This window comes from Bacillus sp. P4_D3, assembly GCF_056401855.1.
In genome coordinates this window covers 31,685-48,810 of record NZ_JBFUIN010000012.1, presented here as the reverse complement: position 1 = coordinate 48,810, position 17,126 = coordinate 31,685, and the positions used below count along the sequence as shown (strand labels likewise).

At 35.5% G+C, this 17,126-nt stretch carries 21 protein-coding genes and 1 rRNA gene; 21 read left to right on the top strand and 1 reads right to left on the bottom strand.

The genetic code is table 11. The features are described from left to right. Nucleotides 1-75: 75 nt before the first annotated feature. The 10 genes from rrf to rsmI all read left to right on the top strand — a co-directional run bounded on the left by rrf (nt 76) and on the right by rsmI (nt 6,898). A 5S ribosomal RNA gene (rrf, locus tag AC1DTM_RS04415) occupies nt 76-191 on the top strand. Between the two features lie 199 nt (nt 192-390). Then, the gene (locus tag AC1DTM_RS04410) at nt 391-570 is read left to right on the top strand and encodes a sigma factor G inhibitor Gin (RefSeq protein WP_477000053.1); all 180 of its coding nucleotides are present in this window, start codon (nt 391-393) and stop codon (nt 568-570) included. Nucleotides 571-649: 79 nt separating this feature from the next. Beyond that, nucleotides 650-2,071: an aminotransferase class I/II-fold pyridoxal phosphate-dependent enzyme gene (locus AC1DTM_RS04405; RefSeq protein WP_016106810.1), complete on the top strand. Its 1,422-nt coding sequence runs from the start codon at nt 650-652 to the stop codon at nt 2,069-2,071. A gap of 1 nt (nt 2,072) precedes the next feature. Continuing rightward, nucleotides 2,073-2,699 (top strand): dTMP kinase, encoded by a 627-nt coding sequence (tmk, locus tag AC1DTM_RS04400; RefSeq protein ID WP_002107283.1) that lies wholly within the window; start codon nt 2,073-2,075, stop codon nt 2,697-2,699. A 35-nt stretch (nt 2,700-2,734) separates the two neighbouring features. After that, entirely contained in the window at nt 2,735-3,718 is a 984-nt protein-coding gene (holB, locus tag AC1DTM_RS04395) for a DNA polymerase III subunit delta' (protein ID WP_002159641.1), read from the top strand. 5 nt (nt 3,719-3,723) lie between these two features. Next, on the top strand, nt 3,724-4,551 hold the full coding sequence (locus AC1DTM_RS04390; protein ID WP_002144546.1) for a PSP1 domain-containing protein: 828 nt from the start codon (nt 3,724-3,726) through the stop codon (nt 4,549-4,551). Nucleotides 4,552-4,565: 14 nt separating this feature from the next. Beyond that, complete coding sequence (yabA, locus tag AC1DTM_RS04385; protein ID WP_002009639.1) at nt 4,566-4,916, top strand: DNA replication initiation control protein YabA; 351 nt, start codon at nt 4,566-4,568, stop codon at nt 4,914-4,916. Nucleotides 4,917-5,036: 120 nt separating this feature from the next. Beyond that, complete coding sequence (locus AC1DTM_RS04380; protein ID WP_016106811.1) at nt 5,037-5,777, top strand: tRNA1(Val) (adenine(37)-N6)-methyltransferase; 741 nt, start codon at nt 5,037-5,039, stop codon at nt 5,775-5,777. After that, complete coding sequence (locus AC1DTM_RS04375) at nt 5,764-6,054, top strand: GIY-YIG nuclease family protein (RefSeq protein WP_002107287.1); 291 nt, start codon at nt 5,764-5,766, stop codon at nt 6,052-6,054. Before AC1DTM_RS04380 ends, AC1DTM_RS04375 begins: the two co-directional genes overlap by 14 nt. Next, nucleotides 6,023-6,898 carry a 16S rRNA (cytidine(1402)-2'-O)-methyltransferase gene (rsmI, locus tag AC1DTM_RS04370; RefSeq protein WP_016106812.1) on the top strand — a complete coding sequence of 292 codons (876 nt, stop codon included), beginning with the start codon at nt 6,023-6,025 and terminating at the stop codon, nt 6,896-6,898. The genes AC1DTM_RS04375 and rsmI overlap by 32 nt, the downstream gene beginning before the upstream one ends. A gap of 20 nt (nt 6,899-6,918) precedes the next feature. Here the strand turns inward: rsmI and AC1DTM_RS04365 are convergent, their stop codons facing one another. Beyond that, entirely contained in the window at nt 6,919-7,203 is a 285-nt protein-coding gene (locus AC1DTM_RS04365) for an AbrB/MazE/SpoVT family DNA-binding domain-containing protein (RefSeq protein WP_002063374.1), read from the bottom strand. 519 nt (nt 7,204-7,722) lie between these two features. Between AC1DTM_RS04365 and metG the strand changes: the two genes are divergently transcribed. The 11 genes from metG (at nt 7,723) to spoVG (ending at nt 16,991) form a co-directional block, all read left to right on the top strand. Further along, on the top strand, nt 7,723-9,705 hold the full coding sequence (gene metG, locus AC1DTM_RS04360) for a methionine--tRNA ligase (protein WP_002029324.1): 1,983 nt from the start codon (nt 7,723-7,725) through the stop codon (nt 9,703-9,705). A 165-nt stretch (nt 9,706-9,870) separates the two neighbouring features. Continuing rightward, the gene (locus tag AC1DTM_RS04355; protein ID WP_016106813.1) at nt 9,871-10,638 is read left to right on the top strand and encodes a TatD family hydrolase; all 768 of its coding nucleotides are present in this window, start codon (nt 9,871-9,873) and stop codon (nt 10,636-10,638) included. 260 nt (nt 10,639-10,898) lie between these two features. Beyond that, nucleotides 10,899-11,456 (top strand): ribonuclease M5, encoded by a 558-nt coding sequence (gene rnmV, locus AC1DTM_RS04350; protein ID WP_002159637.1) that lies wholly within the window; start codon nt 10,899-10,901, stop codon nt 11,454-11,456. Continuing rightward, a complete protein-coding gene (gene rsmA, locus AC1DTM_RS04345; RefSeq protein ID WP_002091590.1) occupies nt 11,453-12,331 on the top strand; it encodes a 16S rRNA (adenine(1518)-N(6)/adenine(1519)-N(6))-dimethyltransferase RsmA in 879 nt (292 codons plus the stop codon). Before rnmV ends, rsmA begins: the two co-directional genes overlap by 4 nt. 110 nt (nt 12,332-12,441) lie before the next feature. Continuing rightward, nucleotides 12,442-13,305, top strand: a complete 864-nt coding sequence (gene yabG / locus AC1DTM_RS04340) for a sporulation peptidase YabG (protein WP_016106814.1) — start codon at nt 12,442-12,444, stop codon at nt 13,303-13,305. A 238-nt stretch (nt 13,306-13,543) separates the two neighbouring features. Then, nucleotides 13,544-13,807 carry a biofilm formation stimulator Veg gene (gene veg / locus AC1DTM_RS04335; RefSeq protein ID WP_002107294.1) on the top strand — a complete coding sequence of 88 codons (264 nt, stop codon included), beginning with the start codon at nt 13,544-13,546 and terminating at the stop codon, nt 13,805-13,807. Between the two features lie 91 nt (nt 13,808-13,898). Next, the gene (sspF, locus tag AC1DTM_RS04330) at nt 13,899-14,078 is read left to right on the top strand and encodes an acid-soluble spore protein SspF (protein WP_001985066.1); all 180 of its coding nucleotides are present in this window, start codon (nt 13,899-13,901) and stop codon (nt 14,076-14,078) included. Nucleotides 14,079-14,274: 196 nt separating this feature from the next. Continuing rightward, nucleotides 14,275-15,144, top strand: coding sequence for a 4-(cytidine 5'-diphospho)-2-C-methyl-D-erythritol kinase (gene ispE / locus AC1DTM_RS04325; protein WP_131232837.1), 870 nt, complete (start codon nt 14,275-14,277; stop codon nt 15,142-15,144). 54 nt (nt 15,145-15,198) lie between these two features. After that, on the top strand, nt 15,199-16,047 hold the full coding sequence (gene purR, locus AC1DTM_RS04320; RefSeq protein WP_002159635.1) for a pur operon repressor: 849 nt from the start codon (nt 15,199-15,201) through the stop codon (nt 16,045-16,047). Nucleotides 16,048-16,170: 123 nt separating this feature from the next. Then, nucleotides 16,171-16,545 (top strand): RidA family protein, encoded by a 375-nt coding sequence (locus tag AC1DTM_RS04315; protein ID WP_016106815.1) that lies wholly within the window; start codon nt 16,171-16,173, stop codon nt 16,543-16,545. A 152-nt stretch (nt 16,546-16,697) separates the two neighbouring features. Next, nucleotides 16,698-16,991: a septation regulator SpoVG gene (spoVG, locus tag AC1DTM_RS04310; RefSeq protein ID WP_000454042.1), complete on the top strand. Its 294-nt coding sequence runs from the start codon at nt 16,698-16,700 to the stop codon at nt 16,989-16,991. Nucleotides 16,992-17,126: the final 135 nt, after the last annotated feature.

The following is a 17,126-nucleotide window of genomic DNA, read 5'->3' as shown; positions in this document are numbered from 1 at the left end:
ACTAATAGATCGAGGACTTAACCATATAATATGAAGCAAATGTTATCTAGTTTTGAAGGAATATACCTTCAATAGTTTGGTGATGATGGCAGAGAGGTCACACCCGTTCCCATACCGAACACGGAAGTTAAGCTCTCTAGCGCCGATGGTAGTTGGGACCTTGTCCCTGTGAGAGTAGGACGTCGCCAAGCAAGATAAAAACACAAGTCTTTTGACTTGTGTTTTTTTGTTTTTAAACAGTACACGAAAGAAGTAAAGGGAATACATAAGTAATACAAACACGTTGCCCAAGAATAAATCATATTATATAAGAAATTGATGTATATTTTCCGGAAATTTGTTAAGGAATAGAGGTATATAATATGTTTACTTAAAAAGGGAGGAAAGATTATGAAATTACCAAGTGAAATTTGCATCGTTTGTGAGACAAAAAGAGGAGAAGGAATATATGTATATAATARTTTAATATGTTATGAGTGCGAAAGAAATCTGGTGAATACTGAAACAAATGACCCAAAGTATATACATTATTTAACACAACTGCGAAAATTAGAAGTATCATATTTTTAAATAGGCATTATGCCTATTATTTTTTTTGCCCTAATATCTGTATAATAGATACAGAATGAATAATAAGGAAGAGATGTATATGAATCAAAATCGTATGCCTTTATATGAGGCGTTAATGGAATTTAAAGAAAGGCGACTACTATCTTTTCATGTTCCGGGTCATAAGAATGGTTTAAACTTCCCTAAGAAAGCTTCAGGGGGGTTTAAGGACATATTATCGATTGATGTAACAGAGTTAACAGGATTAGATGATTTACATAGTCCGTTTGAATGTATAGATGAAGCACAGCAATTATTAGCTGAAGTATATGGCGTGCAAAAAAGTTATTTTTTAATTAATGGTTCAACAGTTGGAAATTTAGCAATGATTTTGTCTTGCTGCGGCGAAAATGATATTGTCCTCGTACAAAGAAATTGTCATAAATCAATCATTAATGGTTTGAAATTAGCAGGGGCGAATCCGGTCTTTTTAAACCCATGGATTGATGAAGTACATAACGTACCAGTAGGTGTTCATGATGACATTATTAAGGAGGCAATTACAAAGTATCCAAATGCAAAAGCACTTATTTTAACACATCCTAATTACTATGGTATGGGAATTGATTTAGAGGCAAGTATCGCTTACGCACATGCACATAAAATTCCTGTTCTAGTAGATGAAGCCCATGGGGCACATTTTTGTATAGGGGACCCCTTCCCGAAGTCAGCATTAGTTTATGGTGCGGATATTGTGGTTCATTCCGCACATAAAACATTACCTGCGATGACAATGGGATCTTATTTACATATAAATAGCCGTTTGGTGAGCGAAGAAAAAGTTTCCTCCTATTTAAGTATGCTACAATCTAGTAGCCCATCGTATCCAATTATGGCTTCTCTTGATATAGCACGTTTTGCAATAGCAGTTATAAAGGAAGAGGGTCATGATGAAATTGTTGAGTTTTTACGCCGATTTAAAGAAGGCTTGCAATCTATCCCACAAATAGCCATCTTGCAATATCCATCGCAAGACGAATTAAAGGTTACGGTGCAAACTCGCTGTCAGTTATCGGGGTATGAATTACAGTCTGTATTTGAAAAGGTCGGTATATATACGGAAATGGCAGATCCATATAACGTCCTATTTATATTACCGTTACAAGTAAATGAGGGGTATATGAAAGCTATAGAGATAATTCGAGTAGCTTTGCAGCAATATAAGGTAAAAGACAAGACAGCATCAATTCGTTATACTTATAAAGGGGAAATTTCCCCTTTACCGTATACGTATAAACAATTAGAGAGATACGAAACGAAGTTAGTATCTCTAGAAGAAGCCGTTGGTATGATAGCGGCAGAAATGGTGATTCCGTATCCACCTGGAATTCCATTGATCATGTATGGAGAGAGAATTACTCAAGAACATACAAAGCAAATTACTCATTTAGAGAAAACAGGGGCTCGTTTTCAAGGTAGTACGAAATATATGAACGTGTATGATATAGAAAGTAGGTTTTAGGATGAAGGGATTATTTGTAACAATTGAAGGGCCAGAAGGTTCGGGTAAAACAACATTAATTAAAAGTTTATTACCATATTTTGAGCAAAAGGCACAAAAGGTAATGGCGACCAGGGAACCGGGTGGTATTGCAATTTCTGAAGATATTAGAACAATTCTACATAAACAAGAGTATACGATGATGGAGGCACGTACAGAGGCGCTCTTATATGCTGCTGCACGTAGACAACATTTAGTGGAAAAAGTTATGCCGGCACTTGAGGAAAACTATCTTGTACTATGTGATCGTTTTATAGATAGCTCTTTAGCGTATCAAGGGTATGCAAGAGGCTTAGGTATGGATAAAGTATTTGAAATTAATCGTTTCGCAACGGAAGATTGTATGCCTAGTTTAACAATCTATTTAGATATTGAGCCAGAGGTAGGTTTAGCACGAATTGAAAAAGATGCAGGACGTGAAGTAAATCGACTAGACATGGAAGATATCTCTTTCCATAAACGTGTGCGTGAAGGGTATTTACAAGTTGTAGAGCGTTTTTCTAATCGCATTGTATTAGTAAATGCTGATCAACCAATGAAAAAACTTATAGAAGAAGTTGTTCAGATTATAGAAGATAAATTGTTATAATAGAAGGAAAGAATGAAATAAGTGAGGTATGCAGTATGATAAATACGTGGGAGCAGCTTTCTGCTATACAGCCCATCGGTGTCAAAATGTTGATGAATAGCATTGCAAAAGAGCGTATATCCCACGCTTACTTGTTAGAGGGAGGGAAAGGGACTGGGAAGTTCGCCACAGCAATTCAAATGGCAAAAAGTTTCCTCTGTTCACAAAGAAATGGTGTAGAGCCTTGTCATGTATGTACGAATTGTCGCCGAATTGATTCAGGTAACTACCCAAACTTACATATTGTAAAACCAGATGGATTATCTATTAAAAAACAGCAAATTCACGATTTACAAGAAGAGTTTTCAAAAACAGGATTAGAAGCAAATAAAAAAGTATATATTATTGAGCATGCAGATCGTATGACAGCAAATGCAGCGAATACGCTTTTAAAGTTTTTAGAAGAACCAAGTAGTGATACAACAGCTATTTTACTTACTGAACAAAGTCATCAGATTTTAAATACAATTTTATCTCGTTGTCAAGTTGTTACATTTAGACCGTTGCCTACAAAATCTTTAATTAAGAGATTAGAGGAAGAGGGTATTACAGTTTCTTTATCTACACTTGCTGCGCAGCTTACAAACAGTTTTGAAGAAGCTTTATTAATGTGTAATGATGAATGGTTTGCACAAGCGAGAGCTTTAGTGATAAAATTATGTGAAGCGCTCGAAAAAGATAAGGCCTCTATTTTTTTTGTACAAGAAAAATGGGGGAAGCACTTTGGAGAGAAAGAACAATTACAGCAAGGCTTAGATATGTTACTCCTTATTTATAAGGATTTATTATATGTTCAACTTGGAGAAGAAGATCGTCTTGTTTTTCATGAGCAGAAAGAGATGTTTGAATCCTTTTCTTATGCTCAGAAGCGCATTGTATCAGCTCTCTTTAATATATTAGAGGCAAAAAATAGAATCAACGCTAATGTAAATGCGCAGCTTGTGTTCGAACAGTTAGTGTTGCGGTTGCAGGAGGGATGACCGTTTTGTATGATGTAGTAGGTGTTCGCTTTAAGAAGGCCGGAAAGGTATATTACTTTGATCCAAATCAGTTCGATATCTCAGAAAATGAGTTTGTAATTGTAGAAACGGTAAGAGGTATTGAATACGGAAAAGTAGTTATTACCAAAAAGCAAGTTGATGAAAACGACGTTGTATTACCGCTTAAAAAAGTTATTCGTATTGCAAATGAAAATGATCGTACCATTGTTGAAGAGAATAGGCATGCTGCGAAAGAAGCATATCAAGTTTGTCAACAAAAGGTAGGAGAACATAATCTTGATATGAAGCTTGTAGATGTAGAGTATACGTTCGATCGTAATAAGATTATTTTTTACTTTACTGCGGATGGTCGGATTGATTTCCGGGAACTAGTGAAAGACTTAGCGGCAATTTTTAGGACAAGAATTGAGCTGAGACAGATAGGTGTTCGTGACGAAGCAAAAATGCTTGGTGGTATTGGTCCATGTGGTCGTATGCTTTGTTGTTCTACTTTCTTAGGAGATTTTGAACCTGTATCCATTAAAATGGCAAAGGATCAAAATTTATCATTAAATCCTGCAAAAATCTCTGGTTTATGTGGTCGCTTAATGTGTTGCTTAAAATATGAGAATGATGAATATGAGGCAGCAAAGGAACAACTTCCTGATTTAGATCAACGTATACAAACACCGCAAGGTACTGGCCGTGTTATCGGATTAAATATTTTAGAAAGATTAATTCAAGTGGAACTAGTAGACAAGGAACGGATAGTAGAATATACGTTAGATGAATTAATTAATAAAGGGGTCGTTTCGAGTCAAACCACAGATTAATGAGGTGGGTGCTTGTGGAGAAAAAGGATATTTTTGCATCGGTTTCTAGTATGGAAGAGCAAATTGGACATTTATACAAACAGTTGGGAGAATTAAAACAACATCTTGCAGAATTATTGGAAGAAAACCAACATATAAAAATGGAAAATGAAAATTTGCGACATCGTTTTGAAGAAGTGCAGAACAAGGAAAAACAAAAAACTCAAAAACGCAAAGAAATGAAGGCGAAGACAGATATTGGTGAAGGCTACGATAACCTAGCGAGACTATATCAAGAAGGTTTTCATATTTGCAATCTACATTATGGAAGTGTACGTAAAGAGGGAGATTGTTTATTCTGTCTGTCATTTTTAAATAAAAAGTGAGATTACCTTTCCAATATAATTGGAAAGGTAATTTTTTATACACGAGGGTAGAATGAAATTTATTTTTACATTAATAGAGGATGAAATAGGGTAGGTTAAGTGTAAGAAAGGGAGCAATATATGAATTTATATGAAGATGAGCGTTTAGATTACTTATTAGCGCAAGATATGAAGATTGTACAAAGTCCATCAGTATTTAATTTTTCTTTGGATGCCGTTTTACTTGCAGATTTTGCTTGGGTGCCAATTCAAAAAGGTAATTTACTTGATTTGTGTACAGGTAACGCAGTTATCCCTCTTTTATTAAGTACAAGGACAAAAGGGAAAATTACAGGTGTAGAAATCCAAGAGCGCTTATATGATATGGGAATAAGAAGCGTTCAATACAATAATTTAGAAGAAAGAATTCATTTAATCCATGGAGATTTGAAAGATATGCCGGAGAAACTTGGACGTCATCAATATGATGTTGTAACATGTAATCCTCCCTATTTTCAAACACCACAAACTTCTGAGAAGAATATCAATGAACATTTAGCGATAGCTCGTCATGAAATTATGTGCACATTAGAGGATGTTGTATATGCAAGTAGCCAGTTAGTGAAACAGGGTGGGAAAGTAGCATTTGTACATCGTCCAGGTCGTTTACTCGACATCGTCACATTAATGCGTAAATACAAAATCGAACCGAAACGTGTGCGATTTGTTTATCCTAAGGCTGGTAAAGAAGCGAATACATTGTTAATTGAAGGAATTAAGGATGGGAATGCAGATTTAAAAATCTTACCACCTCTTTTTGTATATGAAGAAAACAACGAATATACAAAGGAGCTTCGTTCAATTTTATATGGAGAAGAATAAGCATTGTTTTTATGTGGTGGAGTGTTCTGATGGAAGTTATTATGCTGGATATACAAATCATATAGAAAAACGGATTCAGACCCATAATAGTGGAAAAGGTGCTAGATATACCCGCGCTAGGCTTCCAGTTGGTTTAAAATATGTAGAGGATCATGAGGATAAACGAACGGCTATGCAAGCTGAATATCACTTTAAACAGTTAACGAGGAAACAAAAAGAAGAATATATGCAAAAAGGAGAACGCTATGTGGCAGCAAAAAAGCTTTCAGCAAAATGAAAAGGGAGTTTTATATTTAGTACCGACTCCAATCGGAAATTTAGAGGATATGACATTTCGGGCAATCCGAATTTTAAAAGAGGCAGACATTATTGCTGCGGAAGATACAAGGCAAACGAAGAAACTTTGTAATTACTTTGAAATTGAAACACCAGTTATGAGTTATCATGAGCATAATAAAGGAGTAAGTGGACGGAAAATTTTAGATAAGTTAGAAGAAGGTAAGACTGTAGCCATTGTGAGCGATGCTGGTATGCCATGTATTTCAGATCCTGGTTATGATATCGTTGTAGAGGCTGTAGCAGAACAATATCATGTTATTCCGCTTCCTGGGGCAAATGCGGCTCTTACAGCATTAATTGCATCAGGACTTGAGACAAAACATTTTTATTTCTATGGTTTCCTGCAAAGAAATAAAAAGGGACGTAAGCTTGAATTAGAAAAACTACGCTATATTCCAACTACAATGATGTTTTACGAGGCACCGCATCGTTTAGATGACACTTTAATCTCTATGCAAGAAGTATTAGGAAATAGGGAAATCGTATTATGTCGTGAGCTAACGAAAAAATTTGAAGAGTTTATTCGTGGAACAATTGAAGAAGCGATTGAGTGGACGAAGCAAAATGAAGTTCGTGGTGAGTTTTGTATTTTAGTAGCAGGTTCAACAGAAGAACCTACTCAAGAAGAACAATGGTGGGAAGCTATTTCAGTATATAATCATATTGAACATTATATAAATGAAAAAGGTATGAATTCAAAAGAAGCGATTAAAACAGTTGCTAAAGACCGAGATTTGTCGAAACGTGAGGTATATCAAATCTATCATGTTGATAAAAAATAAGCTTCTCATAATTGAGAAGCTTATTTTGCTGTTTCGATATAATCTTGAAGTTCGTTTAAGACCTGTTCAGCGCCTTCTTTACTTAAGATAATTTTACCTTCAGCTAAAGATAGGTTACCATCAGATACTTCACCAGTTACTTGGCAAGTCATGTTTGGTTTATATTTCTTTAAGATGATTTTTTCTTCATCCACGTAGATTTCAAGAGCATCCTTTTCTGCAATACCTAAAGTACGGCGTAATTCGATTGGAATTACTACACGACCTAATTCATCAACTTTACGAACGATACCAGTAGATTTCATAATTCTTTTCCTCCTAAATAAATAGTTTATAAGTTTCGAGTCTATTTTTTGATTCGTCATTTTTCGACAAAATACCCTATGGACATATGATACCAATCATTTACATTTCCGTCAATTCTTAAATTCTATATTTTTAAAAAAGATTTATAGATTTTTATACTTCTTATATATAATAGAATGTGAGTCATTTCTATAATTGTTTCGTATTATTTTTTTATAATATTTATACTTTTCAAAAAAAATATTGTATATTTTTTTTGAATATGAGTAATAGATGATAAAGATATCGAGCATTAACTCGTTTTTATCCCGCATTAACGAGCAGTAAGACTCCCACTTCAAAATTTAGCCGGAGCAAAGAAGTTAGGTGGGAGATCAACTGCTCGTAAAAGCCCGATTGGTTCAACTAATAATCCATGGGGGATGAACCCTCCCCACGGATTAAAGTTTCACTTTATATATGAGTTTTTGATATACTGTTTATAAATACATATGAGGTTATTCGGGAGGTCCAAAACGATGAAAGAGGAAAATAAGTCCTTTTATATTACTACCCCAATTTATTATCCAAGTGGAAAGTTACACATTGGACATGCTTATACGACAGTAGCAGGAGATGCGATGGCACGATATAAGCGTATGCAAGGATACAATGTTCATTATTTAACAGGAACTGATGAGCATGGACAGAAGATCCAAAAGAAAGCAGAAGAACTAAATGTTACACCACAAGCATATGTGGATAACATTGTATCAGGGATTAAAGAACTTTGGGAGAAGATGGATATCTCTTATGATGATTTTATTCGTACAACTGAAGATCGTCATAAAGATGTTGTTGAGAAAATCTTCAAGCAGCTAGTAGATCAAGGTGATATTTATCTTGATGAATATGAAGGTTGGTATTCTGTACAAGATGAAACATTCTATACAGCGCATCAATTAGTAGATCCAATTATGGAAGGTGACAAAGTAGTTGGTGGGAAAAGCCCAGATAGTGGTCACGCTGTAGAACTTGTTCGCGAAGAATCGTATTTCTTTAGAATGGGTAAATATGTAGACCGACTATTAAAGTTCTATGAAGATAACCCTCATTTCATTCAGCCGGAGTCCCGTAAAAATGAAATGATTAATAACTTTATTAAACCAGGATTAGAAGATTTAGCTGTTTCTCGTACTTCATTTGACTGGGGAGTTCGTGTTCCAGGTAACCCAAAACACGTTATTTACGTATGGGTAGATGCGTTGTCTAATTATATTACTGCATTAGGATATGGAACAGAAAATGAAGAGAAGTATAAAAAATTCTGGCCAGCAGATGTCCATTTAGTTGGGAAAGAAATCGTTCGTTTCCATACAATTTATTGGCCAATTATTTTAATGGCTTTAGATTTACCACTTCCGAAGAAAGTCTTTGCTCATGGCTGGATTTTAATGAAGGATGGAAAAATGAGTAAGTCAAAAGGAAACGTAGTAGATCCAGTTACACTAATTGATCGTTACGGATTAGATGCATTGCGTTACTACTTACTTCGCGAAGTTCCGTTTGGATCTGATGGAGTATTCACACCAGAAGGATTTGTTGAGCGAATCAACTTTGATTTAGCGAATGATTTAGGGAACTTATTAAATCGTACAGTAGCTATGATTGATAAATACTTTAATGGGGAAATCCCTGCATTTAAAGCAAATGTAACTGAGTTCGATGAAACGCTAGTGACATTTGCCAAAGATACATTGAAAAAAGTAGAAGAGGCAATGGAGAATATGGAGTTCTCTGTAGCGTTAAGTTCCATTTGGCAATTAGTTAGCCGTACGAACAAATATATTGATGAAACGCAGCCATGGGTATTAGCGAAGGATGAGAATGATCGTGAAAAACTTGCGTCTGTAATGGCCCACTTAGCTGAGGTACTTCGTCAAACAGGTATTATGCTTATGCCATTCCTAACAGTAGCACCAAGTAAGATGTTTGCTCAACTTGGGCTTACTGAAGAGGCGCATAAATCTTGGGAAAGCCTATCTACAATTGGATGTATTCCAGCTGGAACAAAAGTAGAAAAAGGAAACCCTATTTTCCCTCGTTTGGAAATGGAAGTAGAAGTGGGGTATATTAAAGAACAAATGCAAGGTTCTGCTCCTAAAGTAGAAGAGAAAAAAGCAGAAGAACCAAAGGCAGAAGAAATTACAATTGATGATTTCTTTAAAGTAGAATTACGAGTAGCTGAAGTAATATCTGCTGAACCTGTGAAAAAAGCAGATAAGTTGTTAAAAATTCAGCTTGATTTAGGTACAGAGAAGCGTCAAGTGGTTTCTGGGATTGCTAAATTCTATTCCCCAGAAGAACTAAAAGGTAAAAAAGTTATTTGTGTAACGAATTTAAAACCTGTAAAATTACGTGGTGAATTATCACAAGGTATGATTTTAGCAGGTGAAGAGAATGGCGTATTGTCATTAGCATCAATTGACCAAAATTTACCAAACGGTACAAAAATCAAGTAATTGAGACAAGAAAAGAGATGTTTCACGTGTAACATTGGTGAAGCGTCTTTTTTCTTTTTACATTCCCTTTTTTTGCATTAAAATTGTAGTATTGTTATCGTTAAGTTAGAAAGAGCGTAGTTTTCTATGAGAGAATTGATTTCAATATAAAAGGAGCTATTTATTATGTTGTTTGATACACATTCACATTTAAATGCAGAGCAATTTGAAGAAGATTTACAAGAAGTTATCGCGAGGATGAAAGAAGCGGGAGTTACCTATACAGTTGTTGTTGGATTTGATGAAGTAACGATAAAGAAAGCAATTGAATTAGCAGAGGATTATGATTTTATTTACGCTGCAGTTGGATGGCATCCCGTTGATGCAATCGACATGAATGAAGAACATTTAGCTTGGTTAGAAGAATTAGCTGCTCACCCTAAAGTAGTTGCCATTGGAGAAATGGGATTAGATTATCACTGGGATAAGTCTCCAAAAGAAATACAGAAGGAAGTATTCCGTAAACAAATTGCATTAGCAAAAAAGGTGAAATTACCGATTATTATACATAACCGCGATGCAACTCAAGATATTGTTGATATCCTAGAGGAAGAGAATGCAGCTGAAGTAGGAGGCATTATGCATTGCTTTAGCGGTAGTGTAGAAGTAGCGCAGCGATGTGTCGATATGAACTTTTTAATTTCATTAGGTGGGCCAGTAACATTTAAAAATGCCAAGAAACCGAAAGAAGTTGCTATGGAGATTCCGTTAGAAAAATTATTGATAGAGACAGATTGTCCATATTTAACACCACACCCATTTCGAGGGAAACGAAATGAACCGAGTTATGTAAAACTGGTAGCAGAAGAAATTGCGAATTTAAAAGGAATTTCTTATGAGGAAGTAGCACAAACAACAACAAAGAATGCCAAAGCCTTATTTGGTGTTGAATAAAAAAGAATGGGGAGTCCCATTCTTTTTTTGTTTTTTGAGAAGAGAGATAATAGAAATGATAAGAACCCACTATTTACTCATAACATAAGTGTAGAAATATTGCGGATAAATTAAGATAGAGATAGAAGTGTTACAATAAGGGGAGTGAACAAAGATTTTTCTCTTCTACTTTTTAAAATGTAAGATTGGGAAAATAATAATGGAAAAGTCGTCATTTTTTTGTTTTACTAAGTAGAGATGAAATGAGTGTGGAGGCAAGCATGAAAATTAAAGAGATTATCGTTGTAGAAGGTAAAGATGATACAGTTGCGATTAAACGTGCTGTTGATGGAGATACAATCGAAACGAACGGTTCAGCAATCGGTGATCATGTTATTGAGCGAGTGAAATTAGCGCAGCAAAAACGAGGCGTTATTATTTTCACAGATCCAGATTATCCTGGAGAGCGTATTCGAAAGATTATTTCTGACAAGGTTCCTGGATGTAAGCATGCTTTTTTACCGAAGGAAGAAGCACTTGCGAAAAGGAAGAAAGGCGTTGGAATCGAACATGCTTCTAATGAGTCGATTCGCCGTGCTTTAGAGAATATACATGAAGAAATGGAAGCTTACACAAGTGAAATTAGTTGGAGTGATCTAGTCGATGCGGGCTTAGTGGGCGGAGAAATGGCAAAGAGTCGCAGAGAAAGAGTGGGTAAGCTATTAAAGATTGGTTATACAAACGCAAAACAGTTACATAAACGTTTACAAATGTTTCAAGTTTCAAAGGAATCATTTGCAGAAGCTTATAAGCAAGTAATACAGGAGGAAAAAAAATGAAGGATATCGCAACACCAAATCGTACGAAAGACATTGTTGAAAAGTATGGATTTTCATTCAAAAAAAGTTTAGGACAAAATTTTTTAATTGATACAAATGTATTAAATCGTATCGTTGATCACGCAGAAATCGGTTCAGAAAGTGGCGCAATTGAAATTGGACCAGGTATCGGTGCGTTAACAGAGCAATTGGCGAAGCGTGCTAAAAAAGTAGTGGCTTTTGAAATTGATCAGAGATTATTACCAATTTTAGACGAGACGTTAGCTCCATATAGCAACGTTACAGTTATAAATAAAGATGTACTAAAAGCAGATGTACATGAAGTGTTTAGTGAGCAATTTGAAGAAGGGCAAGATGTAATGGTAGTAGCTAACTTACCATACTATATTACAACGCCAATTTTATTTAAATTGCTTGAAGAAAAATTACCGGTTCGTGGATTTGTTGTTATGATGCAAAAAGAAGTTGGGGATCGTTTAGCTGCTAAACCAGGAACGAAAGAGTATGGTTCTTTATCAATTGCCATTCAGTATTATACAGAGGTAGAAACAGTTATGACTGTACCGCGTACAGTGTTTGTGCCACAACCAAATGTTGATTCTGCGATTATCCGTCTTCTAAAGCGTCCTAAACCAGTTGTAGAAGTGACAGATGAAACTTTCTTCTTTGAAGTAGTACGAGCAAGTTTCGCACAGCGTCGTAAAACTTTAATGAATAACTTATCAAATAATTTAAATGGTTTCCCGAAAGATAAAGAGCTGTTGGATCGAATTTTAACAGAGGTAGGAATTGATCCGAAGCGAAGAGGCGAAACGCTATCTATCGAAGAGTTTGCAACATTAAGTAATGCATTAATTCTTCATAAATTGTCATAAGAATATGAAAGGGACAGTTCAACTTGAACTGTCCCTTTTGTCACCTTTTCTTTCCTAAATTCATACTTTAAAAACAGGTAAGATGGCCTAACGAGTTTGGAGGTAGGAGAATGGCTTTACATGTTGGAGAATTAGTTGAACGATATTCTCATAATAGGGATATTCTTTTTCGTATTATAGAAATAAAAGGCGATATGGCAATATTATTTGGAGAGGAAATTAGACTTGTGGCGGATGCACCACTTGCAGATTTAGTTAGTATAGATCAACGAGAACATAAAAATAGAGTGAAGCGTGAAAAAGAAACGATGGAGCGTACTTACCGGTTGTTTCAGCAAGATTACGTGTTGATGAAACAAAGACATGAACATAATTCAACTGGTGGATATACAAGTGAAGTGAATTATTTTCAAATGCCAGGGCGTGTATTGCATATAGATGGAGATCCTTTATATTTGCGCAAGTGCTTAGATTTATATAATAAAATAGGCGTTCCTGTTCAAGGTATTCATTGTAAGGAAACGGAGATGCATGAAAAGGTAGTAGACTTAATAGATCATTTTCGCCCAGACATTTTAGTTATTACAGGACATGATGCCTATACAAAGTCAAAAGGAGTTATAGGAGATTTGGCAGCATATAGACATTCTAGACATTTTGTACAGGCTGTTCGAGAAGTGCGGAAAAAGTATCCATCATTAGATCAACTCGTTATTTTTGCTGGGGCTTGTCAATCACACTTTGAGGCGTTGATTCGAGCAGGTGCTAATTTTGCTAGTTCACCGTCTAGAATTAATATTCATGCTCTAGATCCGGTATATGTAGTTGGCAAAGTTAGTTTCACCTCATTTATGGAAAGAGTCAATGTATGGGACGTTGTGCGTAATACAATTACTGGTGAAAAGGGACTAGGCGGAATTGAAACAAGAGGGATTTTACGAACGGGATTACCCTTTCAACATTATGATGAATGAGCAAGGTACATACGTATCTTGCTTTTTTATGTGGAAATGATTTAAATGAATCTGGATAAAAAGCGACAAGAATGTGCAGACTATACAATGATACTTGTACAATATAGTATTTCTTCTATCTATTCGAACGCATGATGCTTTTATAATGATATTGTCTGTAAATTGCGGTTAATAATTGGGATAGATATATCGTGTTTTAAGTGTTCAATCTAAATTACAGCGAGGTGTAGCAAGGTATATGTCAAAACGTTTAGATGAAATTAAAAGCGAATTAGATCACCATCTTGGACAGCGACTTGTGTTAAAGGCAAATAGCGGAAGAAGAAAAACTGTGGAGCAATCGGGTGTACTTGCAGAAACGTATCGTTCTGTGTTTGTTGTCCAGTTAGATCAGCAAGAAGATGCATTGCAACGTGTATCTTATAGTTATGCAGATGTTTTAACAGAGACAGTAGAGTTAACATTTTACGATGAACCTCATAATGAAGCATTTTATAATTAATGTGTTACTTGTTACATATATTTCCATAAATGAAAAGCTATATTATTTTGCATACTAATTATACCGTAGCAAAATAAGGAGGGACTCTGCATTGAGTAGACGAAGAGGAGTCATGTCAAATCAATTTAAAGAAGAGCTTGCAAAAGAGCTTGGCTTTTATGATGTTGTTCAGAAAGAAGGATGGGGCGGAATTCGTGCGAAAGATGCTGGTAATATGGTGAAACGTGCTATAGAAATTGCAGAACAGCAATTAATGAAGCAAAACCAGTAGTTGTAAGATACTTTCTATGCTGCGGTAGCCGAGGAGAGATTCCTCGGCTTTTTGCACGCTAAAAGGTGCCATCATTTGACATAAGTAGTTTCATTCTGAATGCTTTTCGTTATAATTAGGGAAGTTTCATCGTCTTACTATAAATTTATGGTAAAATAAACGATAAAAGATTGAGTACATAGAGTGGGTGAATAGATTGAAGCTACTAGTGAAAGCACCAGCAAAGATTAATCTGTCGTTAGATGTACTGGGAAAAAGACAAGATGGATATCATGAAGTGAAAATGATTATGACAACAATCGACTTAGCAGATCGTTTAGAGCTAATGGAATTAGCAGAAGACCGTATTGAAATTTTGTCCCATAATCGGTATGTCCCAGACGACCAACGCAACTTAGCTTATCAAGCAGCGAAATTATTAAAAGAGAAGTTTAATGTAAAAAAAGGTGTATCTATTACTATTGAAAAAACGATTCCAGTAGCAGCTGGATTAGCAGGTGGAAGTAGTGATGCAGCAGCGACATTACGCGGCCTTAATAAGTTATGGGATTTAGGGCTTACAATTAAGGAATTAGCAGAGCTTGGCGCAGAAATTGGATCAGATGTATCGTTCTGTGTATATGGCGGAACTGCAATTGCCACTGGAAGAGGAGAAAAAATTGAACATATAAAGACTCCACCTTCTTGTTGGGTTATTTTAGCAAAGCCCCACATCGGTGTATCTACTGCTGATGTGTATGGAAATTTAAAATTAAATCGTGTTACACATCCAAATGTAGATAAAATGGTTGAAGTTATTAATGACGGGGACTATAAAGGAATTTGTGATACTGTTGGCAATATTTTAGAAGATGTGACGTTTGTGATGCATCCTGAGGTTGCACGTATTAAGGCGCAGATGAAACGATTCGGTGCGGATGCCGTATTAATGAGTGGAAGTGGCCCAACTGTATTTGGTCTTGTACACCATGATTCGCGAATGCATCGTATATATAACGGTTTAAAAGGATTTTGCGAACAAGTATATGCAGTTCGTTTATTAGGAGAGCGAGAAACGCTTGAATAAAGACGTATAATACGTTATGATTTGTTTAGAATATTCGTGATTTGAGGTGAGAGTATGAAAATTAGACGAAGTACAAGATTGGTCGATCTGACTTATTACTTGCTACAAAATCCTCGTCAGCTAGTTTCCCTCACTTTTTTTGCTGAAAGGTATCAATCGGCTAAATCTTCCATTAGTGAAGATCTAGTTATTATTAAGCAAACGTTTGAACAACAAGGGGTCGGCACATTGCAAACGATACCAGGAGCAGCAGGAGGAGTGAAATATATTCCCTATATAAGTGAAGAAGAGGCGAATCTGATTATTAATGAGCTTTGTAGCTTATTTGAAAAACCAGACCGTATTTTGCCTGGCGGTTACTTATATATGACGGATCTTTTAAGTAATCCTCGCCAAATTAATGGTGCAGGTCGTTTATTTGCTTCTGTTTTTGCTAGGCAACCAATTGATGCGGTTATGACGGTAGCGACAAAAGGAATTCCGCTTGCTTATGCAGTAGCGAACTACTTAGATGTACCGGTAGTAATTGCGAGAAAAGATAATAAGGTAACAGAAGGACCCACTGTTAGTATTAACTATGTATCGGGTTCCTCTAAGCGAATCCAAACGATGACTTTAGCAAAGCGTAGCCTTCCAGAAGGATCCAATGTTTTAATTATTGATGACTTTATGAAAGCTGGCGGAACCATTCAAGGCATGATGAGCATGCTAGAAGAGTTTAAAGCTAATGTTGTTGGAATTGGCGTATTAGTAGAGTCTACGGATATTGAAGAAAGACTTATTAATAACTTTGTATCATTAATTCGTCTGTCAGAAGTTGATGTGAAAGAAAAAGCGATTCAAGTGGAAAAGGGAAATTATTCACTTGCACCATTTGATAAAGGGCTTGTAGAGGCTGAGTAAAAAGGTAAAGCAGATAGCTTTACCTTTTTTTATTCCTATTTATAAATTACAAAATAGATGGACAAACTGCCTTTGGTACACTATTTTTAAAGAGTAAAAATAAATAATAAAAGGGTGAAAAGTATGAAAGTTGTTCAAACAAGCAAAGCACCACAGGCAATCGGACCATATTCACAAGGGATTATTGTAAATAATATGTTCTATAGTTCAGGACAAATTCCGTTAACGGCAAGTGGAGAACTTGTAACAGGAGATGTAACAGTACAAACAGAGCAAGTATTTGAAAATTTACAAGCGGTATTAGCAGAAGCAGGTGCTTCATTTGATACAGTGGTAAAAACAACAGTATTCTTAAAGAATATGGATGATTTTAATGCTGTTAATGAAGTATACGGTTCTTATTTCTCTACTCATAAACCAGCGCGTTCTTGTGTACAAGTAGCAAAATTACCGAAAGATGTTTCTGTTGAAATCGAAGTAATTGCCCTAGTTAAGTAACTCTTTGTAAGCGATAATCTCTACTAATCCTTATATTCAACTAACTTAAAAATTTTTATCTTAAAAATTTTTAAAAAATTAAAGGGAAAATAGAAATTTTGTGGAATTTATACAAATATATCGCTTATTTAGAAAAGGGTGGTGAACACAAGATGGAAGTGACTGACGTAAGATTACGCCGCGTAAACACAGAAGGCCGCATGAGAGCAATTGCCTCTATTACTCTAGACCATGAATTTGTTGTTCATGATATTCGTGTAATTGATGGTAATAATGGATTATTTGTAGCAATGCCAAGTAAACGTACTCCAGATGGAGAATTCCGTGACATTGCACATCCAATTAATTCTAATACACGCTCTAAAATTCAAGATGCGGTTTTAACAGAGTATCATCGTTTAGGCGAGTTAGAAGAGGTTGAGTTTGAAGAAGCAGGCGCTTCGTAAAATTCGAATGAAAAGGGCTTTTGAAAGAAAGTCTTATAATTTTGTAGCAAACTCCTGTAAGCATTTACAGGAGTTTGTTTTTTTTTGAATAATACACGTTTCTAATTATAAAAATTCATATTTTGAAAAAATAAA

Coding starts and splice junctions, on each gene's coding strand:
- AC1DTM_RS04405 (WP_016106810.1), top strand. CDS start 650: ATGAATCAAAATCGTATGCCTTTATATGAGGCGTTAATGGAATTTAAA.
- tmk (WP_002107283.1), top strand. CDS start 2,073: ATGAAGGGATTATTTGTAACAATTGAAGGGCCAGAAGGTTCGGGTAAA.
- holB (WP_002159641.1), top strand. CDS start 2,735: ATGATAAATACGTGGGAGCAGCTTTCTGCTATACAGCCCATCGGTGTC.
- AC1DTM_RS04380 (WP_016106811.1), top strand. CDS start 5,037: ATGAATTTATATGAAGATGAGCGTTTAGATTACTTATTAGCGCAAGAT.
- AC1DTM_RS04375 (WP_002107287.1), top strand. CDS start 5,764: ATGGAGAAGAATAAGCATTGTTTTTATGTGGTGGAGTGTTCTGATGGA.
- rsmI (WP_016106812.1), top strand. CDS start 6,023: ATGTGGCAGCAAAAAAGCTTTCAGCAAAATGAAAAGGGAGTTTTATAT.
- AC1DTM_RS04365 (WP_002063374.1), bottom strand. CDS start 7,203: ATGAAATCTACTGGTATCGTTCGTAAAGTTGATGAATTAGGTCGTGTA.
- metG (WP_002029324.1), top strand. CDS start 7,723: ATGAAAGAGGAAAATAAGTCCTTTTATATTACTACCCCAATTTATTAT.
- AC1DTM_RS04355 (WP_016106813.1), top strand. CDS start 9,871: ATGTTGTTTGATACACATTCACATTTAAATGCAGAGCAATTTGAAGAA.
- rnmV (WP_002159637.1), top strand. CDS start 10,899: ATGAAAATTAAAGAGATTATCGTTGTAGAAGGTAAAGATGATACAGTT.
- rsmA (WP_002091590.1), top strand. CDS start 11,453: ATGAAGGATATCGCAACACCAAATCGTACGAAAGACATTGTTGAAAAG.
- yabG (WP_016106814.1), top strand. CDS start 12,442: ATGGCTTTACATGTTGGAGAATTAGTTGAACGATATTCTCATAATAGG.
- veg (WP_002107294.1), top strand. CDS start 13,544: ATGTCAAAACGTTTAGATGAAATTAAAAGCGAATTAGATCACCATCTT.
- purR (WP_002159635.1), top strand. CDS start 15,199: ATGAAAATTAGACGAAGTACAAGATTGGTCGATCTGACTTATTACTTG.
- AC1DTM_RS04315 (WP_016106815.1), top strand. CDS start 16,171: ATGAAAGTTGTTCAAACAAGCAAAGCACCACAGGCAATCGGACCATAT.
- spoVG (WP_000454042.1), top strand. CDS start 16,698: ATGGAAGTGACTGACGTAAGATTACGCCGCGTAAACACAGAAGGCCGC.